At 66.3% G+C, this 18224-nt stretch carries 19 protein-coding genes; 5 read left to right on the top strand and 14 right to left on the bottom strand.

The annotated features are described in order from the left end of the window. Window positions 1-106 precede the first annotated feature (106 nt). From HSRCO_RS03445 to HSRCO_RS03435, 3 genes are all read left to right on the top strand, one after another. Window positions 107-928: an alpha/beta hydrolase gene (locus tag HSRCO_RS03445; protein ID WP_259519009.1), complete on the top strand. Its 822-nt coding sequence runs from the start codon at window positions 107-109 to the stop codon at window positions 926-928. A 98-nt stretch (window positions 929-1026) separates the two neighbouring features. Next, on the top strand, window positions 1027-1446 hold the full coding sequence (locus HSRCO_RS03440) for a hypothetical protein (RefSeq protein WP_259519008.1): 420 nt from the start codon (window positions 1027-1029) through the stop codon (window positions 1444-1446). Between the two features lie 66 nt (window positions 1447-1512). Next, window positions 1513-2205 carry a carbonic anhydrase gene (locus HSRCO_RS03435; protein WP_259519007.1) on the top strand — a complete coding sequence of 231 codons (693 nt, stop codon included), beginning with the start codon at window positions 1513-1515 and terminating at the stop codon, window positions 2203-2205. 22 nt (window positions 2206-2227) lie between these two features. Here HSRCO_RS03435 and HSRCO_RS03430 read toward each other — a convergent pair whose 3' ends face one another. From HSRCO_RS03430 to HSRCO_RS03380, 11 genes are all read right to left on the bottom strand, one after another. Further along, on the bottom strand, window positions 2228-2941 hold the full coding sequence (locus HSRCO_RS03430; protein ID WP_259519006.1) for a hypothetical protein: 714 nt from the start codon (window positions 2939-2941) through the stop codon (window positions 2228-2230). Further along, complete coding sequence (locus HSRCO_RS03425) at window positions 2934-3392, bottom strand: hypothetical protein (RefSeq protein WP_259519005.1); 459 nt, start codon at window positions 3390-3392, stop codon at window positions 2934-2936. Before HSRCO_RS03425 ends, HSRCO_RS03430 begins: the two co-directional genes overlap by 8 nt. Continuing rightward, on the bottom strand, window positions 3385-4407 hold the full coding sequence (locus tag HSRCO_RS03420; RefSeq protein ID WP_259519004.1) for a hypothetical protein: 1023 nt from the start codon (window positions 4405-4407) through the stop codon (window positions 3385-3387). The genes HSRCO_RS03425 and HSRCO_RS03420 overlap by 8 nt, the downstream gene beginning before the upstream one ends. Continuing rightward, a complete protein-coding gene (locus tag HSRCO_RS03415; RefSeq protein ID WP_259519003.1) occupies window positions 4395-4985 on the bottom strand; it encodes a hypothetical protein in 591 nt (196 codons plus the stop codon). The genes HSRCO_RS03420 and HSRCO_RS03415 overlap by 13 nt, the downstream gene beginning before the upstream one ends. Beyond that, entirely contained in the window at window positions 4985-5515 is a 531-nt protein-coding gene (locus HSRCO_RS03410) for a hypothetical protein (RefSeq protein ID WP_259519002.1), read from the bottom strand. The genes HSRCO_RS03415 and HSRCO_RS03410 overlap by 1 nt, the downstream gene beginning before the upstream one ends. A gap of 1 nt (window position 5516) precedes the next feature. Then, window positions 5517-7541 (bottom strand): type II secretion system F family protein, encoded by a 2025-nt coding sequence (locus HSRCO_RS03405; protein ID WP_259519001.1) that lies wholly within the window; start codon window positions 7539-7541, stop codon window positions 5517-5519. Window positions 7542-7544: 3 nt separating this feature from the next. Next, complete coding sequence (locus HSRCO_RS14530) at window positions 7545-7850, bottom strand: 50S ribosomal protein P1 (protein WP_310795445.1); 306 nt, start codon at window positions 7848-7850, stop codon at window positions 7545-7547. Between the two features lie 4 nt (window positions 7851-7854). Continuing rightward, window positions 7855-10644 (bottom strand): type II/IV secretion system ATPase subunit, encoded by a 2790-nt coding sequence (locus HSRCO_RS03395; RefSeq protein ID WP_396266408.1) that lies wholly within the window; start codon window positions 10642-10644, stop codon window positions 7855-7857. Window positions 10645-10962: 318 nt separating this feature from the next. Then, a complete protein-coding gene (locus HSRCO_RS03390; protein ID WP_259519000.1) occupies window positions 10963-11109 on the bottom strand; it encodes a hypothetical protein in 147 nt (48 codons plus the stop codon). Window positions 11110-11233: 124 nt separating this feature from the next. Next, window positions 11234-12721, bottom strand: a complete 1488-nt coding sequence (locus HSRCO_RS03385) for an archaellin/type IV pilin N-terminal domain-containing protein (protein ID WP_259518999.1) — start codon at window positions 12719-12721, stop codon at window positions 11234-11236. 116 nt (window positions 12722-12837) lie between these two features. After that, a complete protein-coding gene (locus tag HSRCO_RS03380; RefSeq protein ID WP_259518998.1) occupies window positions 12838-13266 on the bottom strand; it encodes a type IV pilin N-terminal domain-containing protein in 429 nt (142 codons plus the stop codon). A gap of 511 nt (window positions 13267-13777) precedes the next feature. Between HSRCO_RS03380 and HSRCO_RS03375 the strand changes: the two genes are divergently transcribed. Continuing rightward, on the top strand, window positions 13778-14443 hold the full coding sequence (locus tag HSRCO_RS03375) for an ATPase domain-containing protein (RefSeq protein ID WP_259518997.1): 666 nt from the start codon (window positions 13778-13780) through the stop codon (window positions 14441-14443). On the opposite strand, the gene HSRCO_RS03370 is transcribed toward HSRCO_RS03375, so the two are convergent. Then, window positions 14440-15015, bottom strand: coding sequence for a carboxymuconolactone decarboxylase family protein (locus HSRCO_RS03370; protein ID WP_259518996.1), 576 nt, complete (start codon window positions 15013-15015; stop codon window positions 14440-14442). The genes HSRCO_RS03375 and HSRCO_RS03370 overlap by 4 nt on opposite strands. Window positions 15016-15116: 101 nt before the next feature. Here HSRCO_RS03370 and HSRCO_RS14525 point away from each other — a divergent pair, with 101 nt between their 5' ends. After that, a complete protein-coding gene (locus HSRCO_RS14525) occupies window positions 15117-15758 on the top strand; it encodes a dienelactone hydrolase family protein (RefSeq protein ID WP_310795450.1) in 642 nt (213 codons plus the stop codon). Here the strand turns inward: HSRCO_RS14525 and HSRCO_RS03360 are convergent. Together HSRCO_RS03360 and HSRCO_RS03355 are read right to left on the bottom strand one after the other, a co-directional pair. Further along, a complete protein-coding gene (locus HSRCO_RS03360) occupies window positions 15745-16926 on the bottom strand; it encodes an arginine deiminase family protein (RefSeq protein WP_259518995.1) in 1182 nt (393 codons plus the stop codon). The two genes, HSRCO_RS14525 and HSRCO_RS03360, sit on opposite strands and share 14 nt — an antisense overlap. A gap of 40 nt (window positions 16927-16966) precedes the next feature. Further along, the gene (locus tag HSRCO_RS03355) at window positions 16967-18208 is read right to left on the bottom strand and encodes a PEGA domain-containing protein (protein WP_259518994.1); all 1242 of its coding nucleotides are present in this window, start codon (window positions 18206-18208) and stop codon (window positions 16967-16969) included. Between the last annotated feature and the right edge of the window lie 16 nt (window positions 18209-18224).

Here is an 18224-nt window from a genome sequence, read left to right as displayed (position 1 = left end):
CAACTGGCCCACGCACATTCAAATGCGCTCGGAGCGTCTGGCCGGCACGTGCGTCGATCGGTCGGACGGGAGCGAGTGTCCGACGGCGGCGGACGCGTATCGTACAATGAACTGGGAACGGCTCCTCGTCTGGACGGTCGGTACCCTCCTCGTCGCCGCCAGCCTCGGCGTCGGCGTCGTCGGAACACCCTACGCCGCGACGCCGGACGAATTGCAGACGGTCGAGAAGAATCCGGCGGTCACGGTCTCCTCGCTGGGGGATGGCTACGTGCTCTCACCTGGAGCGGGGGCCGTCGAGCGGGACGGGGACACACCGACTGCGCTCGTGTTCTATCCCGGGGGGCGCGTGCACCCGAATGCCTACGTTCCGGTGCTTGCACCGGTCGTCGAACGGACCGGGGTGACGATCTTCATTCCGAAGCCACCGCTGTACCTGGCGGTCTTCGACGTCGACATGGCTGGTCAGATCATCACCGACCACCCCGAGATCGAGCAGTGGTTCGTCGGCGGTCACTCGCTCGGCGGCGCGATGGCGTGTCGCTACGTCGCTCGCAGTCCCGGCCAGGTGTCTGGGCTCGTACTCTTTGGCTCGTACTGCGACCGAGACGTCGGAGCGGCCGACGTCAGGGTGCTCTCCGTCCGGGGCGAGCGTGATGGGATCCTCGATGCGGAGTCCGCCCGGAACAACCGGGAGAACCTCCCGGCGGACGGGACGATCGAGGTGACCATCGAGGGGATGAATCACTCGCAGTTTGGCGGCTACGGCGGTCAGGCCGGTGACGCCCGGGCGACGATCCCGGACGAGGGTGCCCACGAAGCGCTGCAGGATGCACTCGTCGAGTTCCTCCGATCGAACGACGGCGAGGCCGTCGCCGGGTTCGCCTTCGGGCCCCTGGGCCGGGCTGACGGCGAGGGCAACGAGAGATAGCGAGGCGCGGACGTCCCCCCCCCCCGCAACCCGACTGGCCGGCCCGACACACCTGTTCTCACGCTACCATTTTGGCCGAGAAAAGCGTACTCGCCGGTATGTCCACAGCGACGACGCTCTCCGCGTCCATCCGGCCGACGACCCTGCTCGCACCCCTCGGTGTCTGGCTCGTCCTGGCGGTGCTGGCGATCGCCAACGGAATTTTCCGCGAGGTCCTCATCATCCCACGCTTCGGCGAGTACCCAGGGCACGTCGCGAGCACGGCGATGCTGGTCACCGTCATCCTCGTCGTCTCGTGGCTGTTCTTCGGGTGGACCGGTGTCGGGTACACCCGAGCCGAACTCATCGTCATCGGGCTGGTCTGGGTCGTTTTAACGGTCGGTTTCGAGTTTCTAGTCGGCTACGTGGAGGGGACGCCCGTCTCGGTGACCCTCGGCCAGTATAACGTCCTCGCCGGGCAGGTCTGGATCGTCGTCCCGATTGCCCTCTTCGTCGCCCCGCTGTTGTTCGGACGGTAGCTGTCACAGCGTTGGGCCATCGGTGACTGCGAAACAGCTACCGTCCCTGGACCCGACCGTCGAGCCATGGCCGACGACGTCATCAGAGCACTCCTGGGCGGGAACGAGCGCCACGTCGCTTCGCTCCCCGAGGGGTACTTCTCGGCGGTCCAGACGGCACAGCAACCACCGGTCGTCTCCGTCTGCTGTTCGGACTCCCGGGTTTCCCAGGAGGGGATGTGGGCGGTCGACGAACCGGGCTGGTTGTTCACCCCGAGTACGATCGGCAATCAGGTGTGGGATCGATACGAGAATGAAACGGTCGTCGATGGCAGCGTCCTGTATCCGATGGCGTACACCGATACCGAGGTGGCCGTAGTGGTCGGACATACCGGCTGTGGAGCGGTGACGGCCGCACTCGAGGCCGTCGAGGAAGGGGACCTCGACGCGCCGCCCGGGGTAAGGAAGTGGGTCGAGATGCTCGTCCCGGTCGTCGAGGCGGGACTGGACGACGACCGCGTCGACCCGGACCGGGCGACGAGCCTCGTCGACCAACTCGTCGAGTACAACGTGGACAGACAGGTGGCCTTCCTCCGTGAGAGCGACGACGTCCCGGACGCGGTGACCGTACTTGGGTTCGTCTACGACTTCCAGCGCGTCTACGGGGACGACGAGGGGCGGACGTACCTCGTCAATCTGGACGGTGAGACGGACCCCGAAACGATCCGAACGGCGATCCCAGACGCGTTCACCGATAGCGTTCGGCGACTGCTGAAATAATCGTGGGCCACGAACGCGGCGGTCATGAGAGCCCGACGACTATCTCCGAGACCGTCACGTGTACGGCGTCGGACGTCACCTCACAGGTGACCGCGTCCGCCGTTTCGGTGCAGTCGAGATCGTCGTTCGAGGTGAAGTACTGCTTCCAGACCCCCGCTCGTGGCGACTCGACGGTGAGCGTGACGTCCTGTGTGGTCGTGTTCGCGAACACTGCGTTATCGTCGACGCCATCTGCCCTGACGCGGACCGTGGCACCCCCGACGTTCGCCCCGTCGTCGTTTCGAGTCTGCACGATCCGAAGGACAGTTCGCGCTTCGCTCAACACGAGGTCGGGCTCCCGGATCATGACGGCGCCATCCGGGTCCGCCCGGATGACCGCACCGGCGGTGTAGACCAGTCGTGACCCGTCCGGTCCCTGGTAGACGATTGGATGAACGGTGACCGATTCGGCACCGCCGCCAGCGACGGCGACGGTGATGGTGACCGGGTCACCGACGAACACCTGTGCCTCGTCGGCGACCATCTCGACCTGCCGACTGGGCGCCCCCTCGTAGGCGACGTCGTCGATACCGTTCGCGAGCACCGCGAAGGCCTGCTCGGCGTTGTGCGACCGCTCGTAGTCGCGGGCGTCCTGGAGACCACCGAATCCGGCCACCGACGCGAGCGAGACGGTGGAAACGACCAGGGCGAACACGAGGACGAATCCGATCACCTCCGATTGGCCACGGTCAGCCATCGGCCACCTCCAGTGCAGTGACGTTCCCATCCGTCACTGCGGCGCGGATCACGACGGGACCGCCTTCGACCGTCGTCTCGGCGACCGGCGTCCGACTTCTGAAGGGCACCGTGACGGTGACCGCCGGATCGCTCGACCGGAGGACGAGTTCCCCCCTGTCCGCGCCGGTGGGCTCTATCGTGATCCGATACGGACTCCCGGCGACACGCTCGGGGAGGTCGACGGCGGCTACGACCTGTCCGTCCCCGTCGGCCGATCGGGCCACCCGTTCCGTGTCCGATAGCTCCCCGGCCAGATCGTTGCCGACGTCCAGGAACTCCGCGCGGATCGCTGTCGACTGTTGACCCTGGACGTAGTCCGTCGCGGCGACGAACAGGCCCGTCCCGAGGAGGGTCACGATACCGAGGACCAGCACGTAGTTCACCACGGCCGAGACGGCACGATCAGTCATCGAACTCCCCCGGAGCGATCCGGTGTTCCAGCGTCGTGTCGATCGTTCGGGAGGCGTAGGTCGTCTCCACGGTCGAATCGTAGATGGCTTTCGTCGCGGTGGGACCGCCGGCATCGCCATCCGCGTGGAACCCGTCTGTATCGAGTTCGCTCGGCCGCCGGTCGACGACGAGCGAGTAGGTCCCGACGGCGCTGTCACCGTTGTCGAATTCCACGGTGTACGGCCCGTCGACGTCGGCGAGCGCTTCGAGTGGCTCGCAGTCGGTGTCCGAGACCGTGGCCGCGGTGAGGTCGATACCGAAACGACCGTCTGGCCCGACCGGAACGGCGCACGACCCCTCGAGGCTCCCGTCACCGCTGTCGACCGAGACGACTGCCGGGTCGTCGTCGGTCCGGTAGACGAACACGCGGGCCGATTGGTCGTCGCCGTGGAGGGTGACGGTGAAGACGTCCTCGTTCTCGAGCTGAGTGACGGTCGGCGACGGAGTCGTGACTTCGACGAGTGACTCGTTGGACGGCGCCAGGCGAATGGCCCGAACGCGGTCGGCATCGCTCACGACCGTCCAGGTCTCGTTCCCGTCCACGTTAGTGAGGGGGCGAGAGGCATTGGTCTGGGCCAGTCTCGTGCCGTCGGTGGTGTCGACGACGGTCGCCCGCACCCAGGTCCCGTCGCGAGCGGTGTGACGGACGGCGAGGTCACTCCACGCATCGACACGCTTCTCCAGTGCGTCTTCGAGGTCGGAATACGAATCCTCGGTCCCCTGGTTCACGTGGTCCATGGCCGTGCCGATAGCGACCGCTGCGTCGGCCTGGAATCGGAGCGCGTTCGAACTCGCGTCGGTCGCCGTCCCATCCGGCCCGACGCCACCGGTGTCGACGGTCGCGTTGAGGGTCGCCGAGAGGACGACCAGGAGGACCGCGAGGCCGATAGCCGTGACGAAGAGGAGCTGTCCTCGCCGTCCATCGGGGCCCCGACCGTCGCCAGCGAGGACGTCCCGTTCGATCAGGACCGCCATACGGTCACCTCCACGCGGATCACGTTGTAGAGATCGCTGTCGGTGTCCACATTGGGGGCGAAAAACGCCGTCTCGGAGACCGTGACGTTGCGCTCTCGCCCGTCGAGACGAGTGAGCCTATCGTCGTCGTGAAGCGTCACGGTTCGGGCGACGCGGGTCGCCCCATCGTTGGGGGTCCCCTGGTCGACGAGTGCCGTGGTTCGGTACTCCCCCTCCGGAGTGAGGTACACGAGGTCGACGTTGTAGGCGACGCTCTCGGCGGAAAGCGTCCGATGCATCGTCTCGCCGAAGGCGGTCGGCGGGTCGCCGGTTACGTAGTATCCCTCCTCGGTGGCCCCGACGAAGCCCCCACTCGATTCGTTCCAGGCCAGCAATGCGCGTTTGGCAGCCCCGTTCGCCACCGTCGTGTCGAGGGCACCCGCGGCGACCGAAGCGCGTTGCACCGCCTCGTTGGTCGTGGACTCGCTCGGGCTGACCGGCGTCACTGCCGTTGCCTGGAGGGCGAACGCCAGACTCGCGACGAGCAGCACCGCAGCCAGGACCGCCTCGAGCGTGAACGCCTGTGCTCTGTCGTCCATCACGACCACACCTGTACGTGAACGATGGCTATCTGGTCGTCGACTAGCACCGTTCGCCGAGCAGTTCCGATGGTCGTACTCGACGCCGGTACCGAATCGCCGATCTGCAGGGCCTCGCCACCAGCGCTACAGGAGTGGACGTCCCCGCTCTCTCCACAGAGCACCTGCAGATCATCCTCGCCGTCGACCGGGCGACCCAGCGACACGGTGATCCCGTACCGCGAGTCGACGCCGGCGCGGTCGGCGAGGTCGGCGGGACCGTCGAAGAACGCCACCGTCTTCGTCTCGTTCAGTTCGCCGGGCTCGTCCACGCCGTCGGTGAGGTCGTCGACGACGGCGTCGGCCACCCGATCCGCGACCTGTCCCTCGGCCTGGTCCTGCGTGAACGGATCGACCATCCCCGGGACGAAGCCGAAGACGAACGCGACGGCGACGATGAACACCCCGATGGCCAGGACGAAATCGAGCGTCGTCTGGCCACGGCGGCCGTCCGTCGCTCGGTCGTCGGCAGGGCGATGGCTCCCGGGCACGTCAGCTCACCACCGTCCACACCACGAGGGCGACCGTCGAGAGGGCGACGACGTACTTCGCGCCCGCGAGGAGGCTGTTGTTCCGGAGGTAGCCGGCGCTGATGCCCGTGAGGACGGCCTGCAGCGAGATGGCGTGGAAGAACAGCAACGAGAGTTGGCCCGTGTCCACCGCGCCACCGAAGCCCAGCGACCCTCGGCCGCTCCCGTCGGTCAGGCCGGCCATGACGTCGATGAACTGTGTCTTGAGAATGACGAGGACGCCGAGCATCGCCACGAAGGTCATCACGATGATGGCGACCTGCATCCGTGTCCGGGACCGGCGCTCGCGATCCAGGTCGTCCTGGTTCTCGCTGGCGGTCGCGGCGGTCCGCAACACCGTGGTGATCTGACTGGACGCCTCCTGGGACTTACTGATGAGTTTCACGGTCCGCGCCAGCCGCGGGATGCGGTACCGGTTGTTGAACTCGACGAGCGACTCGCGCAGACTCATCCCGTAGTTGACGTTGTCGTACATCCCCTGAAGCTCCCGGGCGAGTTTCCCAGAGGAGGTCCGACCGACCGTCCCGATGGATTCGAGCAGGGTCATCCCGGTGTCGTTCACGCTGGCCAGCTTCCGGAGGTCGTCCGTCAGTGTCTCGAGGACCGCGGTGCGTGAGCGGACGTTCCACTCGTGGAACACCGCGAGTGGGAGGGCGATCACGTACAGCGGGGCGAACAGGTAGACGAACGTCCCCCAGATCGGCTGCCGGACCAGGCCGTTCCACGTCGTTGGTACCGCGTTCGTCGCCAGGAGCCCGCCGACCAGTGCGATCGTGGCGGGCACCGTAACGGCGAGCGTGTACAGCGGGTTGTCGCGGAAGAAGTGATGCGGTCGTTTCGCCACCTGCACCACGTCGTAGATCCGTTCCCGCTCGGCGATCCGGCCGAAGATGCGGTAGGTGCCGACGAAGGCTTCGATCAGGCCGCGGTTCCAGACGCCCGTCTCCGTCTCGGCTTCGAGCCACGCGTTCTCGCCCTCGGTCGAGATGGTACCCGTGCCGAATTCGTCACGCGTGACGGTGGCGACGAGCCCCAAAAAGAGGACCGCCGTTATCGGAATCAGCCCGTAGACGGCTACGAACAGGAGCGACGTGGAGAGTTCGCCGAGCAGCACCATCACGACGAAGACGATGATCAAGAGCAACGGGAACAACGAGATGGTGAGGTACATCTCCGCGAACAGTTCGAGGGTCTCGAGGACGTCCTCCTGTTCCTGTCTGGCCGTCCGCATGTGTTTTTCTTTCTGTTCTTCGAGGAACTCCGTCATGTCACCACCACTGTTGATGATCGAGAGCATGTCGATCAGGAACGCCTGCAGGCCGTCGCTGGGCGAGCTGTTCGCCTGCTTCCTGATCGCCGACCGGTAGTCCGTATCGAAGTACTCGGTCTCCTGGACGATGCTCCGGAACTCACGGGAGACCTCGCCGTAGGTGTCGTCGGCCTTCGCCATCTCCTGGATGACCTCTAGCTGGTTCATGCCACCGACCGAGAGCGCGTACATGTACGAGACGGCGTCCGGCAACAGCATGTTGATCTGCCGACGGCGATTGTACGACACCGAGTAGGGGTACGCCAGGAGTGCGCCGAACCCGCCGGCGAAGCCGAGGGTCCCGAAGACGACGCCGGTCGTGAGCACGAGCAGCGGGGTTCGCACGTTCGCGAAGAATGCGAGCAGCCCCTCGTTCTGTATCGAGACGCCGATGAGCGGGCCGGACAGGACGTTCGCGACGACGAACGCGAGGTACCCGAGGAAGGTCCCCACGAGCCACAGCGAGACGCCGGCCAGCAGTCCGACCGCCAGCGACTTCGAGAGGTAGACCTCCACCGGTGTCGACAGGCGCGCTTCGGCGAGTTTCCGTTCGAACTCCTCGGGTGGCGAACGGCCGTCGAACAGGCGGCGGTACAGCGGGTACCCGATATCGGCGAGGCTATCGACGTCAAGGGTCAACGCGGCCACCGGGACCCGATCGAAGACGCTGCGGGCCATCGCCTATGCCCCGTCCGGTTCGGAATCCGCGCTCTCGGCCTTGGTCACCTCGTTCGATTCGGTAGCCGCGGAATCCCCGTTCGTCTCACCGGCCGATTCGGTGTCCTCGAAGATGAATCGACCGCCGTCGGTCACCGATTCGCCCCGCGTCGCCGTGTCCAGGTCCACCCCCTCGAGGGCGGCGACGAGCGCCTTGGTGCGCGATTCCACTATCGGTGCACCGGCCGCCTCGAGGACCGCGGTCAGGTTGTGTTCGTTGATCTCTTCGCCCGTCTCGTTCAGGATGAGTGCTGCGAGTGCGTATTCCATTGGTCTACCTCCGTGGGTCGCTGGTCGATTCGTCGTCCGAGGTCGTCCCGGACGACGGGTCGTTCGTCTCGTCGTCGAGCATGTCGTCGAGTCGGTCGCGGTCGTCGAGCAGGTCCGCGAACAGGTCGCTGTCGTTCATGGTAGTGGATTCGTGATCGTCCGAGGTGGCCTGCGATGGGGGCTCTGCGTCGCTCCCGTTGCCGGCCACTGGTTCTGGTTCCGCTGGGTCGGTACTCGGTTCGACGACGACGTCCTCGGCTGGTCGCACGTCAGAGAGCGCACTCACGAGTGGACTCGGTTCGACCGTCTCGTACGCCGCGAGGAAGCGCTCCTCCGCCTCGGCGAGGACCTCGCGGACCTGACGGCGCATCTCCTCGTCGGCGGTGGGTCGAGGCACCAGGGCCTCCTTCTCCGGCTGGACGTCGATGCCGATGCTCTCCATCTCGCGCAGGTTCTCGAGGCTCCGCTCGAGCGATCCGCGTGCCATTAGCGCCAGGACCGTGTCCGGGTCCTTCATGAAGGCCTGCAGGGTGGCGGCGACCTGTGCGTACTCCGTGAGGTCGTTCTCGATCAAGTACGCGAGGACCGCCTTCCGCTTGGCCCGTTCCTCGTCGAGTCGCGCGTCGCTCCACCCCTGGTCGAAGGTGATGTCGTCGAGGGTGTTCGGAACGCCGTTCTGTCGGTGGCTGTCGGACTCGGGATGCCACTTGTAGACGTCCTGGACGTTGATCTCGTCGTTCTCGGCGTCGTAGTGGTTCACCTCGGTGATGGTCTTCGCCCGGCGGACCTTCCGGCCCTGTACCCGGGTCTGAGTCTGCACACAGACCAGGTCCACGCCGGTGAACATGGTCTTCGAGACGTTGATCGGGTCGGTCGTGAACCGCTTGAGGACCTCGCCGATGGAGTCCGCGTGGAACGTCGTCACCGTGGTGTGGCCGGTCGACATGACCTGGAAGAGCGTCCGCCCCTCCTCGCCCCGGACCTCGCCCATGGCGATGTACTCGGGGCGCTGGCGGAGCGCGGTCTCCAGCAGGTCGAACTCGTCGACGTTACCGGTGTCGTCGTCCGTAAACGAGGGGCGAGTAATCGAGGCGATCCAGTTGCGCTGGGGCAGCTCCACCTCCCGCGTGTCCTCGATGGAGACGATCTTGGTGTTCGACGGGATGAACAGCGAGGCGGCGTTCAGCGTCGTGGTCTTCCCCGAGGCGGTCCCGCCCGCGAAGATGATGCTCTTGTTGTTCTCGATGGCCAGCCAGAGGAACGCCATCTGGTCGAGCGAGAACGTGTTCCAGTTGATCAGGTCGATGGGCGTGAAGGGGACGTCGTTGAACTGCCGGATGGTGTAGTTCGTCCCGTGGTCCGAGACCTCCTCGCCGAGGGTCAACTGGGCTCGCGAGCCGTCGGGCAGGGTGGCGTCGACCTGGGGTCGCCGCTTGCTGATCCCCTTCCCGGAGCGCTGGGCGAGTTTGATGACGAAGTTGTCGAGTTGCGTTCGCCCGTGGCGGACGTTGGTGATGAGGTTCTCGTACTCGGTGTGGTAGACGAACACCGGCTGGTCGTAGCCGTCACAGGAGATGTCCTCGACGTTCACGTCGTGTTTGATGCCGTCGATCCGCTCGTACCCGATGAAATCCCGTATCAGGACGTGCAGCAACTTCTGTACCTGATACGGCGTGAGCGTCTCCGAGTCCTCCTCGACGACGACCGGTTCCGGCCGTGCCGCGATGCCGTCGAGGGGATTCGGCGGTTCCGGCGCCGGTTCGTCCCCGTCCCCGAGAACCGATTCGATGCGCTCGCGTACGTCCGCGAGAATGGACGTGGATTCACTCCGAAGGTCGTACCGGTCGAGCAACCCCTCGATCTCCCGTTCGAGCACCGCAGCTCGCTCCTCGGGCGTCGTCGCGATGCCGACCGCCTCGTCTGCGTTTCTGATGACGGTCCGGAGTTTCCCCGAGAGAAAATCGACGAGGTCGGCTTCGATCTCGTTGAGGTACGGCGTGACGAGGTAGTACTTCTCCTCGTTCTCCTTCGCCGAGTGAAAGATGATGACGAAGGCGTGCGGTTCGTTCACCCAGTAGCGCTCGACCTCCGTGAACTCGAGTTTCCGGTCCATCGAGACGGCCTTCTCCAGGTCGTAGCGGTTGACCAGGGTGGTCTCGCCCTCGGCCGAGGAGAAGAAGTCGTCCTCGTCGATGTCGGGGTTGACGTCGACCGTCCGCCGGTCCTCGAGTTCGAGCGTGGCCTCGGCCCGGTCTGCGAGGTCGTCGAGTCGCGCCTCGATCGACGCGGGCTCGAAGCCCAGTGCCTCGGCGGGGTCGAACTCGATCAACGCTCCATTCTCGTCTCGCGGCAGTCGGCCGTCGTCCTCGTAGAAGTACTCCCACTTGTAGTGCTCCCAGGTGTACTCGTCTTTGGTGACCGGCGTGCGCCAGATCCACTCCGCGAAGGCCGTCCAGACGGCCCTGGCACTGGAGCCGGTCTCCTCGAGTCGACGCGCGGTCGCGTCGGGGTGGAATCCGAGGACGTCCGTCGGATCGAACGCGACGGCCTCCCACGCGTCCCCCTCGGGAACCGGCACGTCCGGCTGCTCGGCTCGTCTGCCCTCGAGCCATCCCGCGGGTTCGTCCCGTTCCGCGGCCGCGCTGTAGAGCGCCTCGATTTCGTCTTCGTGGCCGTGCTCGCGCATGTAGGCGGCCCAGGTGTACTCCCCCAGGACCGCCGGCGGCGTCTCGTCCACCGGTGGCAGCAACGTCGGTCCGTCGCCGCCGGAGACCGGTCGGTCGCTTTTAGCCACTGTCACCCCTCCGTTGGTGTGCCTGTGCGTCCCCCGACGCGTCCGGTTCGTCCCTGGACACGTCGTCCCCCGTGTCGGGTGGGTCGCTCCGGTCGAGTGAACCCCCCGAGTGTGTGCGTCGTTGCATGTGTTTCACCCCGATACACGCCGCGCCGTCGATTGCCGTCCAGCCGGACGAACCGACGGTCGCTTCGGCGTGTCTACCGCTCCTATGGCGATTGTCGGCTTTGTTATGGACAGTATTCGGTACGTAGCTGGCAGGTAGCAGGCTCCTAGCACCTCGACGCCGGCCGTCGATCACTCGTGTTCCCCCCCCCGTCAGATCTCGTAGTGGACGACCCCCGCCGAACAGCCGAACGGACACGCCGCGTCCGGTCCGTCGAGAGTCGTGCCACATCGCCGACACTCGTGGACGACGACCCGGCCGTCCCCCCACGCGAGCATCCGTCCGAAGGTCGCTAACATCGCTTCTCCCCCCGTCCATGGCGCGGTGAGCCGGTCGAATGGCCCGCAAGGGTACGCCGATCGGTGGCCATGGTGGCCCCGACCTCCTGGCCGTCGACCCGGCACCGCACGCGCGTTGTGGTCGTCATTCCAGTTCGACGTCGATGGTGTTCTCCGTGACGTGGAGATACGTGATTCGGCCCTCGCCGGGATACTCGATGTACCCCGAAGAGGCGTTCTCGTTCACCGTATCCGAGGACTTGTCGTCGACGACGATGTCGAAGTCCATCCCGAGCTGGGCGAGGTAGTACCCGGTCAGGTCGCCGACCGGGGCCGACTCGTCGCAGTCGGGATCGTCGCACGTGGCCGCGAAGGTCCCCGGATCGCCCGAGATCTCAGTACCCCCCGACGGCGAGAAGTGCGTCAGGTGACTGCTGGACAGTTCGGTCTGCTCCAGTCTGGTCTCGCCCGTCAGGTTCGCCACGAGGCGGGTCTCGTCCGCCACGCCATCCCCGTCCCGGTCGGTACATTCCGACGTGAACGCGTCGTCGGCGTGCCAACCCTCGTAGGTGTCTCCGCCGGTCTCGCTATAGTACACCGTCGCATCGACGGTCTGGGTCTTACACGCTCCCTCGCCGTGGGCCCGTTTTCCCTGCCTGAGATGGACCTCGAACTGCTGGTCACCCTCCTCGGCGTACATCGACCACTGCAGGTTGTCGAACTGTGCCGCATCGGTATCGTCGGGAGCGAGATCCACGCTGAAGTTCCCGAGCGTCTCGGCCCCCGCGTAGCCACGAACCTCGATGGCCTCCCCCTCGTCGGGCATCTGGAAGGACCCGAGCGTGCCGTACGCGTAGAGGTCCAGATCCGCGGTCCGGTTCGCGTGGTCGACGGAGACCCGTCCCGTGGTGTGTTCGCGCCAGTACCTGGCCCAGCCGTCGTAGTACTCACCCCCGACCGTGACCGTGACGTGGCCGTAGCGAAGCGTATTCTGGTAGGGAACCCCGCTCGCGTAGGTGGCCGTTTCGTTCGGGAACACCGGTACCGTCCGATAATCTCCGTCACGAACCACCGCCCGAACGGCCCCCATCGCACTGTCACTCCCCTGGACGCGAACGACCGGGAATGTGAGTGTCTGATCGCGGTAGTTCATCGCCGGCTTGCTCACCATCACCGTCCCCGCTCCGTCGCTGCGCCAGACGCCCCCTCCCTGGTAGGCCAGCGTCGTCTCCCCCCGCTGGAGCCTGACGGCCCCGAGCGTCTCGTCGTAGATGACCTCGTCGTCATCGCCGTTCGCGTCGTGGTGGACGATGGTCATCCGACCCGCGTTCTCCTGGACGTCGACCCGGAAACCCTTCGTGTCACCGAAATCCGATCGCGCCATGGTCGACTCCCCCAGCGATACCTCGTCCGCGCGGGCGTCGAACTGGACCAGCGACCGCTCGACGTACGTGTCCTCGGCGGACCGCTGTGTCGAGTCGATCACGGACGCCCCCGCGGCGACGAGGGCGACGCTGGCGATGACGGTCACACCGATCAGGATGACGACCCCGATCGTCTCGGTCTGCGCCCGAGCCGGCGCTCCCCCGTCGCCGGTTTGCCGTTCTCTCCTCCCAGTTTCCTGTTCTGTCATTGGTCTGCGTCGACGCGACCGCTCGCGTCCCCTGAACCGAACGGCAGCCTCTCGCGGCCAACCGTTCACGTTCGGAATGGCTGAAAATCGGTACCTCACTCGATGGATTTACTCACTCAGGCGTCCGGGCCGACCCACTTCCCGAGTTGGCTGGTCTTGTCGCTGTCAGGGCTTTCCCAGACGAGACGAACCTTATCGTCATCGTAGACATCACCAATATCGATCTCCGTTCCCGTGGAAACCGAATCATTCACCCTATCCGACACTTCTATCGTATCGGTATTGTTCCCAGACACCCTGACCTCGAGTTGATCAGCGGCAATGGTCGCACCTCCCTCGTGCGTGATGGTGACGTTTTTGTCCGTGTCGTCGTAGTCGAAGTCGAAGCTCGCCTGCGGCGCACTCTCCATCCCACTCCCCATTCCGGTCACGAACGAGGCCACGACGCCTCCGATGATCACCGTCGCCGTGAGCATGAGCACGACGCCGATGACCGGGGAGACCGCGCGATCCTCATCCGAACCGAGGAATTGTTTCAGTTGCATGGTTTCGTATTGTGTTGCGACCGAACGGCACCCCCCACCCCGTCGCACGGGCCGGCCCCGACTCGGGGGCACCCGTCTCCGACAGCGGGTTCAGCTCGGTTGGGTCGTTCGGCACACTCTGTTCAGTGCGCCCCGATGGGTATTGTTAATCACAATATTCCCGCCGGTTAGTCGCTCTATTCTGGTAACTACTCCGACAATGGCTGGGAGCCGTCCCGGCAGTGAGCGAAGCGCTCCGGGCCGGGTCCCCGAACGGACGGTCGACTCGCTCGACAACCGCCGGAGGGGCCGGCGGCCTGTCCTGGCGTTCGCGGTCACGGGGTGACGATAGCAGGAGCAATCGGGAGTCGTATACAGTACACTCACACACGCGAGCGAGGGGTAATACGCGCCATAACAATACGCCGACAGGGCCTTTCTCCCATCGAGACCAGATGGAACGAGTTGCGTCGCCGACCGAAGCCGCTCGCCGGGGGGACCGCCGCGAGCCAGTCGCCGGAGGGCAGGGTCCATGACATCGATGATCGACCGACTACCGACGGGTATCGATTCGCTCGACCGGTTGCTGGACGGTGGGATCCCGCGTGGCAGTCTGGTCAAACTCGCGGCGCCGCCGAACAGTCAGGCCGAGATACTCATCCACGAGATGGTCGCCGCACGCCCGACGGTCTACCTCACGACGATGCGTCCGGCCCCCGCCGTCCGCGATTCCCTGGACCGGGCCGGCGTCCCGCCCGATGGCGTCGCCGTGAAGGAGTTCGGTCCGGCGTCATCGGCGCAGGCGGCAGCGGGGGCGCCGTCGATGCTCCGGGAGGCGATTGCCCTCATCGACGAGATTCCCCCGGAGACGACCGTCGTCGTCGACCCCGTGGACGTCTTCGAGTGGGCGGAGACCGACGACTACCTGGGGTTTCTGAACGACCTTTCTGGAGTCCTGACCCGGACGAACAGCATCGGGGTGCTCCACTGTCTGGACGGGCAGGCGGTGCCCGACCACCGGGACGTCACCGACTACGTCGCGGACATCGCCTTCCAGCTATCGGCAGACGTCACCGACGACGGTATCGACACGCGACTCTCGGTGCCGAAGTTCCGCGGGCGAAGCGCGCCCCAGGAGACGGTCAAACTGGACCTCTCCGGTGGCATCACCGTCGACCTGAGTCGGAATATCGCCTAAAGGTTCTCGAGTTCCCACCCGACGAAGGGCGCCTCGAGGTCGACGGCCAGCGCGTCGAGGACGTGCGCGAGACCGAGGTAGAGCCCGGAGAGCATGCCGATGCCGACGATGGTCGCCTCGTCGTAGTGGGCGGCGAGGCGTTCGTGGGTCTCGTCGTCGACGTCCTTCGCGACGAAGTGTTCGACGTACTCGACCAGCCGTGCGTGTTCGGGGTCGAGTTCGTCAAGGCGATCCATCGAGACCGCGAGGATGGTCTCCGGGGAGATGCCCTCGTCGAGGGCCACGCGGACGTGCTGGTGCCACTCGTAGCGCATATCGGTGTGGTAGGAGGTGGCCAGAATGACGAGTTCGCGTTCGACCGGTTCGAGGTCGCTGCCGTGCCAGACGGCCCCGCCGAAGTCGCGGAAGCCCTCGAGGATGGGGAGGTTCCGTCCGAGCGCGCGGTAGACGTTGAGCGTCCCGCCCTCGAGGTCGTGGTCGACGACGGCGTCGTCGGCGTCCGACAGGGAGTCGAGCAGCGAGCGTTTCTCGGGGGGCAGATCCGCGGGGTCGGCGAGCGTGATGCGTGCCATACGACCACATGACACTCGCCGGATATGACTGTAGGGGGTCACCAGGAGTGGGGGTCGGGATTCATGATGGCCCGGGACGAACGATTGGATAGGTGACAGCTATGGCCCCGACGACCCAGGTGACGATACCAACGGACGACGTGACGCTTCCTGGCGATCTGACGGTTCCCGAGGATCCAATCGGGCTCGTCGTCTTCGCCCACGGCAGCGGGAGTAGCCGGAAGAGCCCGCGCAACCAGTTCGTCGCCGAGCAACTCGTCAACCGGGGCCTCGCGACGCTGCTGTTCGACCTGCTGACCGAAGCCGAGGACCGAGACCGCGAGAACCGGTTCGACATCGCGTTGTTGACCGACCGGCTGGTCGCCGCCTCGGAGTGGGTCGACGATCGCGAGGATATCGGCCACCTGCCGACTGGCTACTTCGGGTCGAGTACCGGGGCGGCCGCGGCGCTGCGCGCGGCGGCCAGGCGACCGGAACGGGTCCAGGCGGTGGTCTCCCGGGGCGGGCGAGTGGACCTCGCCGAGGCGGCATACGGTTCGGTGACGGCACCGACGCGACTCGTGGTCGGCGGGGCCGACCGACAGGTGCTCGATCTAAATCGCGAGGCCGCGACGGCCCTGGCGTGCGAGACGGAGGTGACGGTCGTCGAGGGGGCCGGCCATCTCTTCGAGGGGGAGAGAGAACTCGAGGCCGTCGCCGACCACGCGGGCGAGTGGTTCGTCGAGCATCTCAGGCCCGATTGACGGGCGTCGTCATGCAGTGAAGGCCGCCCGCCCCGTTCGTCAAGGGACCCGTCGGGAGCCCCACCCCGTCTGGTACGATCGTCACGCCACGCTCTTTCATCGCTTCAATCGTCGGGTTGTTCTCGGGGCGGTAATCGCCCGACTCGTCCGGTTCGTACAGCGGAACGACCACACCGTCGTCGATGGCGACGAAGTTGGTGGGCCACCGTTCGGGGTGCGAAGCGGCGATCACGTCGTAGCCCTTCCGGTCGAGATACGTAGCGAGGGAGACGGTCTCGCGACGTTCGTAGCCACCCTCGGTGCGCCCGAAGACGTCGACGTCTGCGGCCCTCGCCAGCGTGGGAAAGGTGACGGCGAGTCCCTCCGCGGCGACGTTGACCCAGCCGAGCAGGTGCATCAACCGGGACGGTGCGTCGTGCTCGGCGGCGAGTGCGCGGTCTGCCTCGATGGGTGCGCGCACGAGGCCGACCTCGTCGTAGCCGACGGCACCGGCATCGAGGAGGGCCCGTCCGGCAGCGTAGCTCGTCCGGATGACGTGCTCCTCGCCGTCGACGACCCCGGACACGCCGAGCAGGGCGAACTCGCCGAGCGGCAGGAACTCGCCGCCCTCGATGGGGCCCGTCGACGCCCGATGGACGACATCGGCGCCGATTCCCTCCCAGGCGCGGTCGACGATGGAGACCTCTGGCTGGCGGACCGGTGAACGCATGGTACAGAGGATGGGGCCGCGGTCACCCAGGATGGTCGTGTCCCGCTGGAAGAAGATATTCGAGATGGGGCGCTCGACGTGGAGACTGGCCGGCGCAGCATCGCCCGGGCCGATGCGGGCACGGGCGAGGGCCAACTGAAGTTTCTCGTGAGGGTCGAGGGTCGCGAGGGTCGCACCCAGGTCGACGGCAGACTCGACGGTCGCATACTCCGCGACCAGGTCGTCGAGGGCGTCTGCCGCCGCGAGGTCGCCGGCGAGCGTGTGGACCGTGACGCCGTTGGCCGCCAGGACGTCGACGTACCGACGGTGCTGGCGTCGGGCCTGGTCGGGGGCGACCGGCGATTCGAACAGGTGCGAGGCCGGGTCGATCGCACCGCTCCAGATCTCCAGGCCGGGCTCGTGAACGCGGACCGACTGAAGGCGATCGAATTCGGCGGACGCGGAGAATCGTGTGGTCATAGCCTAACGGCGGGGGCGACGACCAAGGCTGTACTGGCCGTCAGCGCTGTTGCCACCAGCGGACGCCGAAGAGCACCGCGATGAGGGCGACCCCGACGATGGCGAGCGGGATGTACTCACCCGGGATGTCGGGGAGGCCACCCACCTCCGTCGTCGAGGAATCCGTGGTCGTAGGCTCGGTCGTCGCCGTGGTCTCCGTCTGTTCGGTCGTCTCGTCGCCCGGGGAGACGCCAGTCACCGTCGTCGAGGCGGAGATGGCATCGCCCTTGCTGACCGTGAACTCCTGTTCGCCGGCCTCGTCGATGGAGATGGTGGCTTCGCCCTCGTCGTTCGTGCGGGCGACGACCGAGTCGTCGAGTCGCACCACGGCGTCGGCGACCGGGTCGCCGTACTCGTCGGTGACCGTCACGCGGACCGTCTCACCGACCACGATCTGCTGGTTCGAACGCTCGACGGAGAGCGCGAACTCGCGGTCGACGTCGAAGTGGATGGTCCGTTCGGACTCGCGGACGGTGATCGTGCGTTCGACGGTGACGTAGCCGTCCTTGGAGACGGTGACCGCGGGTTGGGAGTTGACGGGAACGCTGATCTGCTGGGTGCCGTCGGACTGGGTGATGACGCTCCCCGCGCCCTCCACCTCGACGGTCGCACCCGAGACGCCTCGCGGTGGCTCGAAGTAGTCGTCGGTCACGTTGACGGTGAGGGGGACGGTCCCGCGCTCGATGGTGACCGTGGTCGTGGTGTCGTTGGTGATCGCGAGCTCGGTCTCGGTGGTGTAGTACCCGTTCTTGGAGACGGTGAGGTCGTAGGTGCCCGCCTCGATGGTGTCGGTCTCGACGTCGCCCCCAGCGGTCTCCGCGTCGAGGACCGTCTCGCCGTCCATCTCGAGGACGACTCGGGCAGCCTCGACCGGTCCGTCGTCGTCCTCGACGGCGATGGTCGCGTTCGCCTTCGCGGCGACCGTGACGTCGACCTCGCGTTCGCTCGCGTCGGTCACCTCGTAGGGACTGTTACGGACGTAGTCCTCGTGGGCCACCTCGATGGTCACGTCGGCCCCGTCGGGGACGTCGACGAACGCCTTCCCATTCGAGGCGGTCGTGGCGGTCGTCGACCCGTCGTCCCAGGTGGCGGTGAGGTCGGCACCGTCGACCGCGGCCCCGTCCGCCGTGGTGACCGAGACGGTAAGTGTGACTGTCGACTGTGCGCTCGCGACCCCCGCTCCCCCCATCGCCACGACGCTCGTGGCAACCAGCAGCGAGAGAAAGACCCCGATATATCTCATAAGGGCGGGTTAGTCG

The organism is Halanaeroarchaeum sp. HSR-CO (assembly GCF_024972755.1).
Lineage (GTDB): Archaea > Halobacteriota > Halobacteria > Halobacteriales > Halobacteriaceae > Halanaeroarchaeum.
The sequence above is the reverse complement of the archived record's forward strand: the minus strand, read 5'-3'. Positions and strand labels throughout refer to the sequence as shown.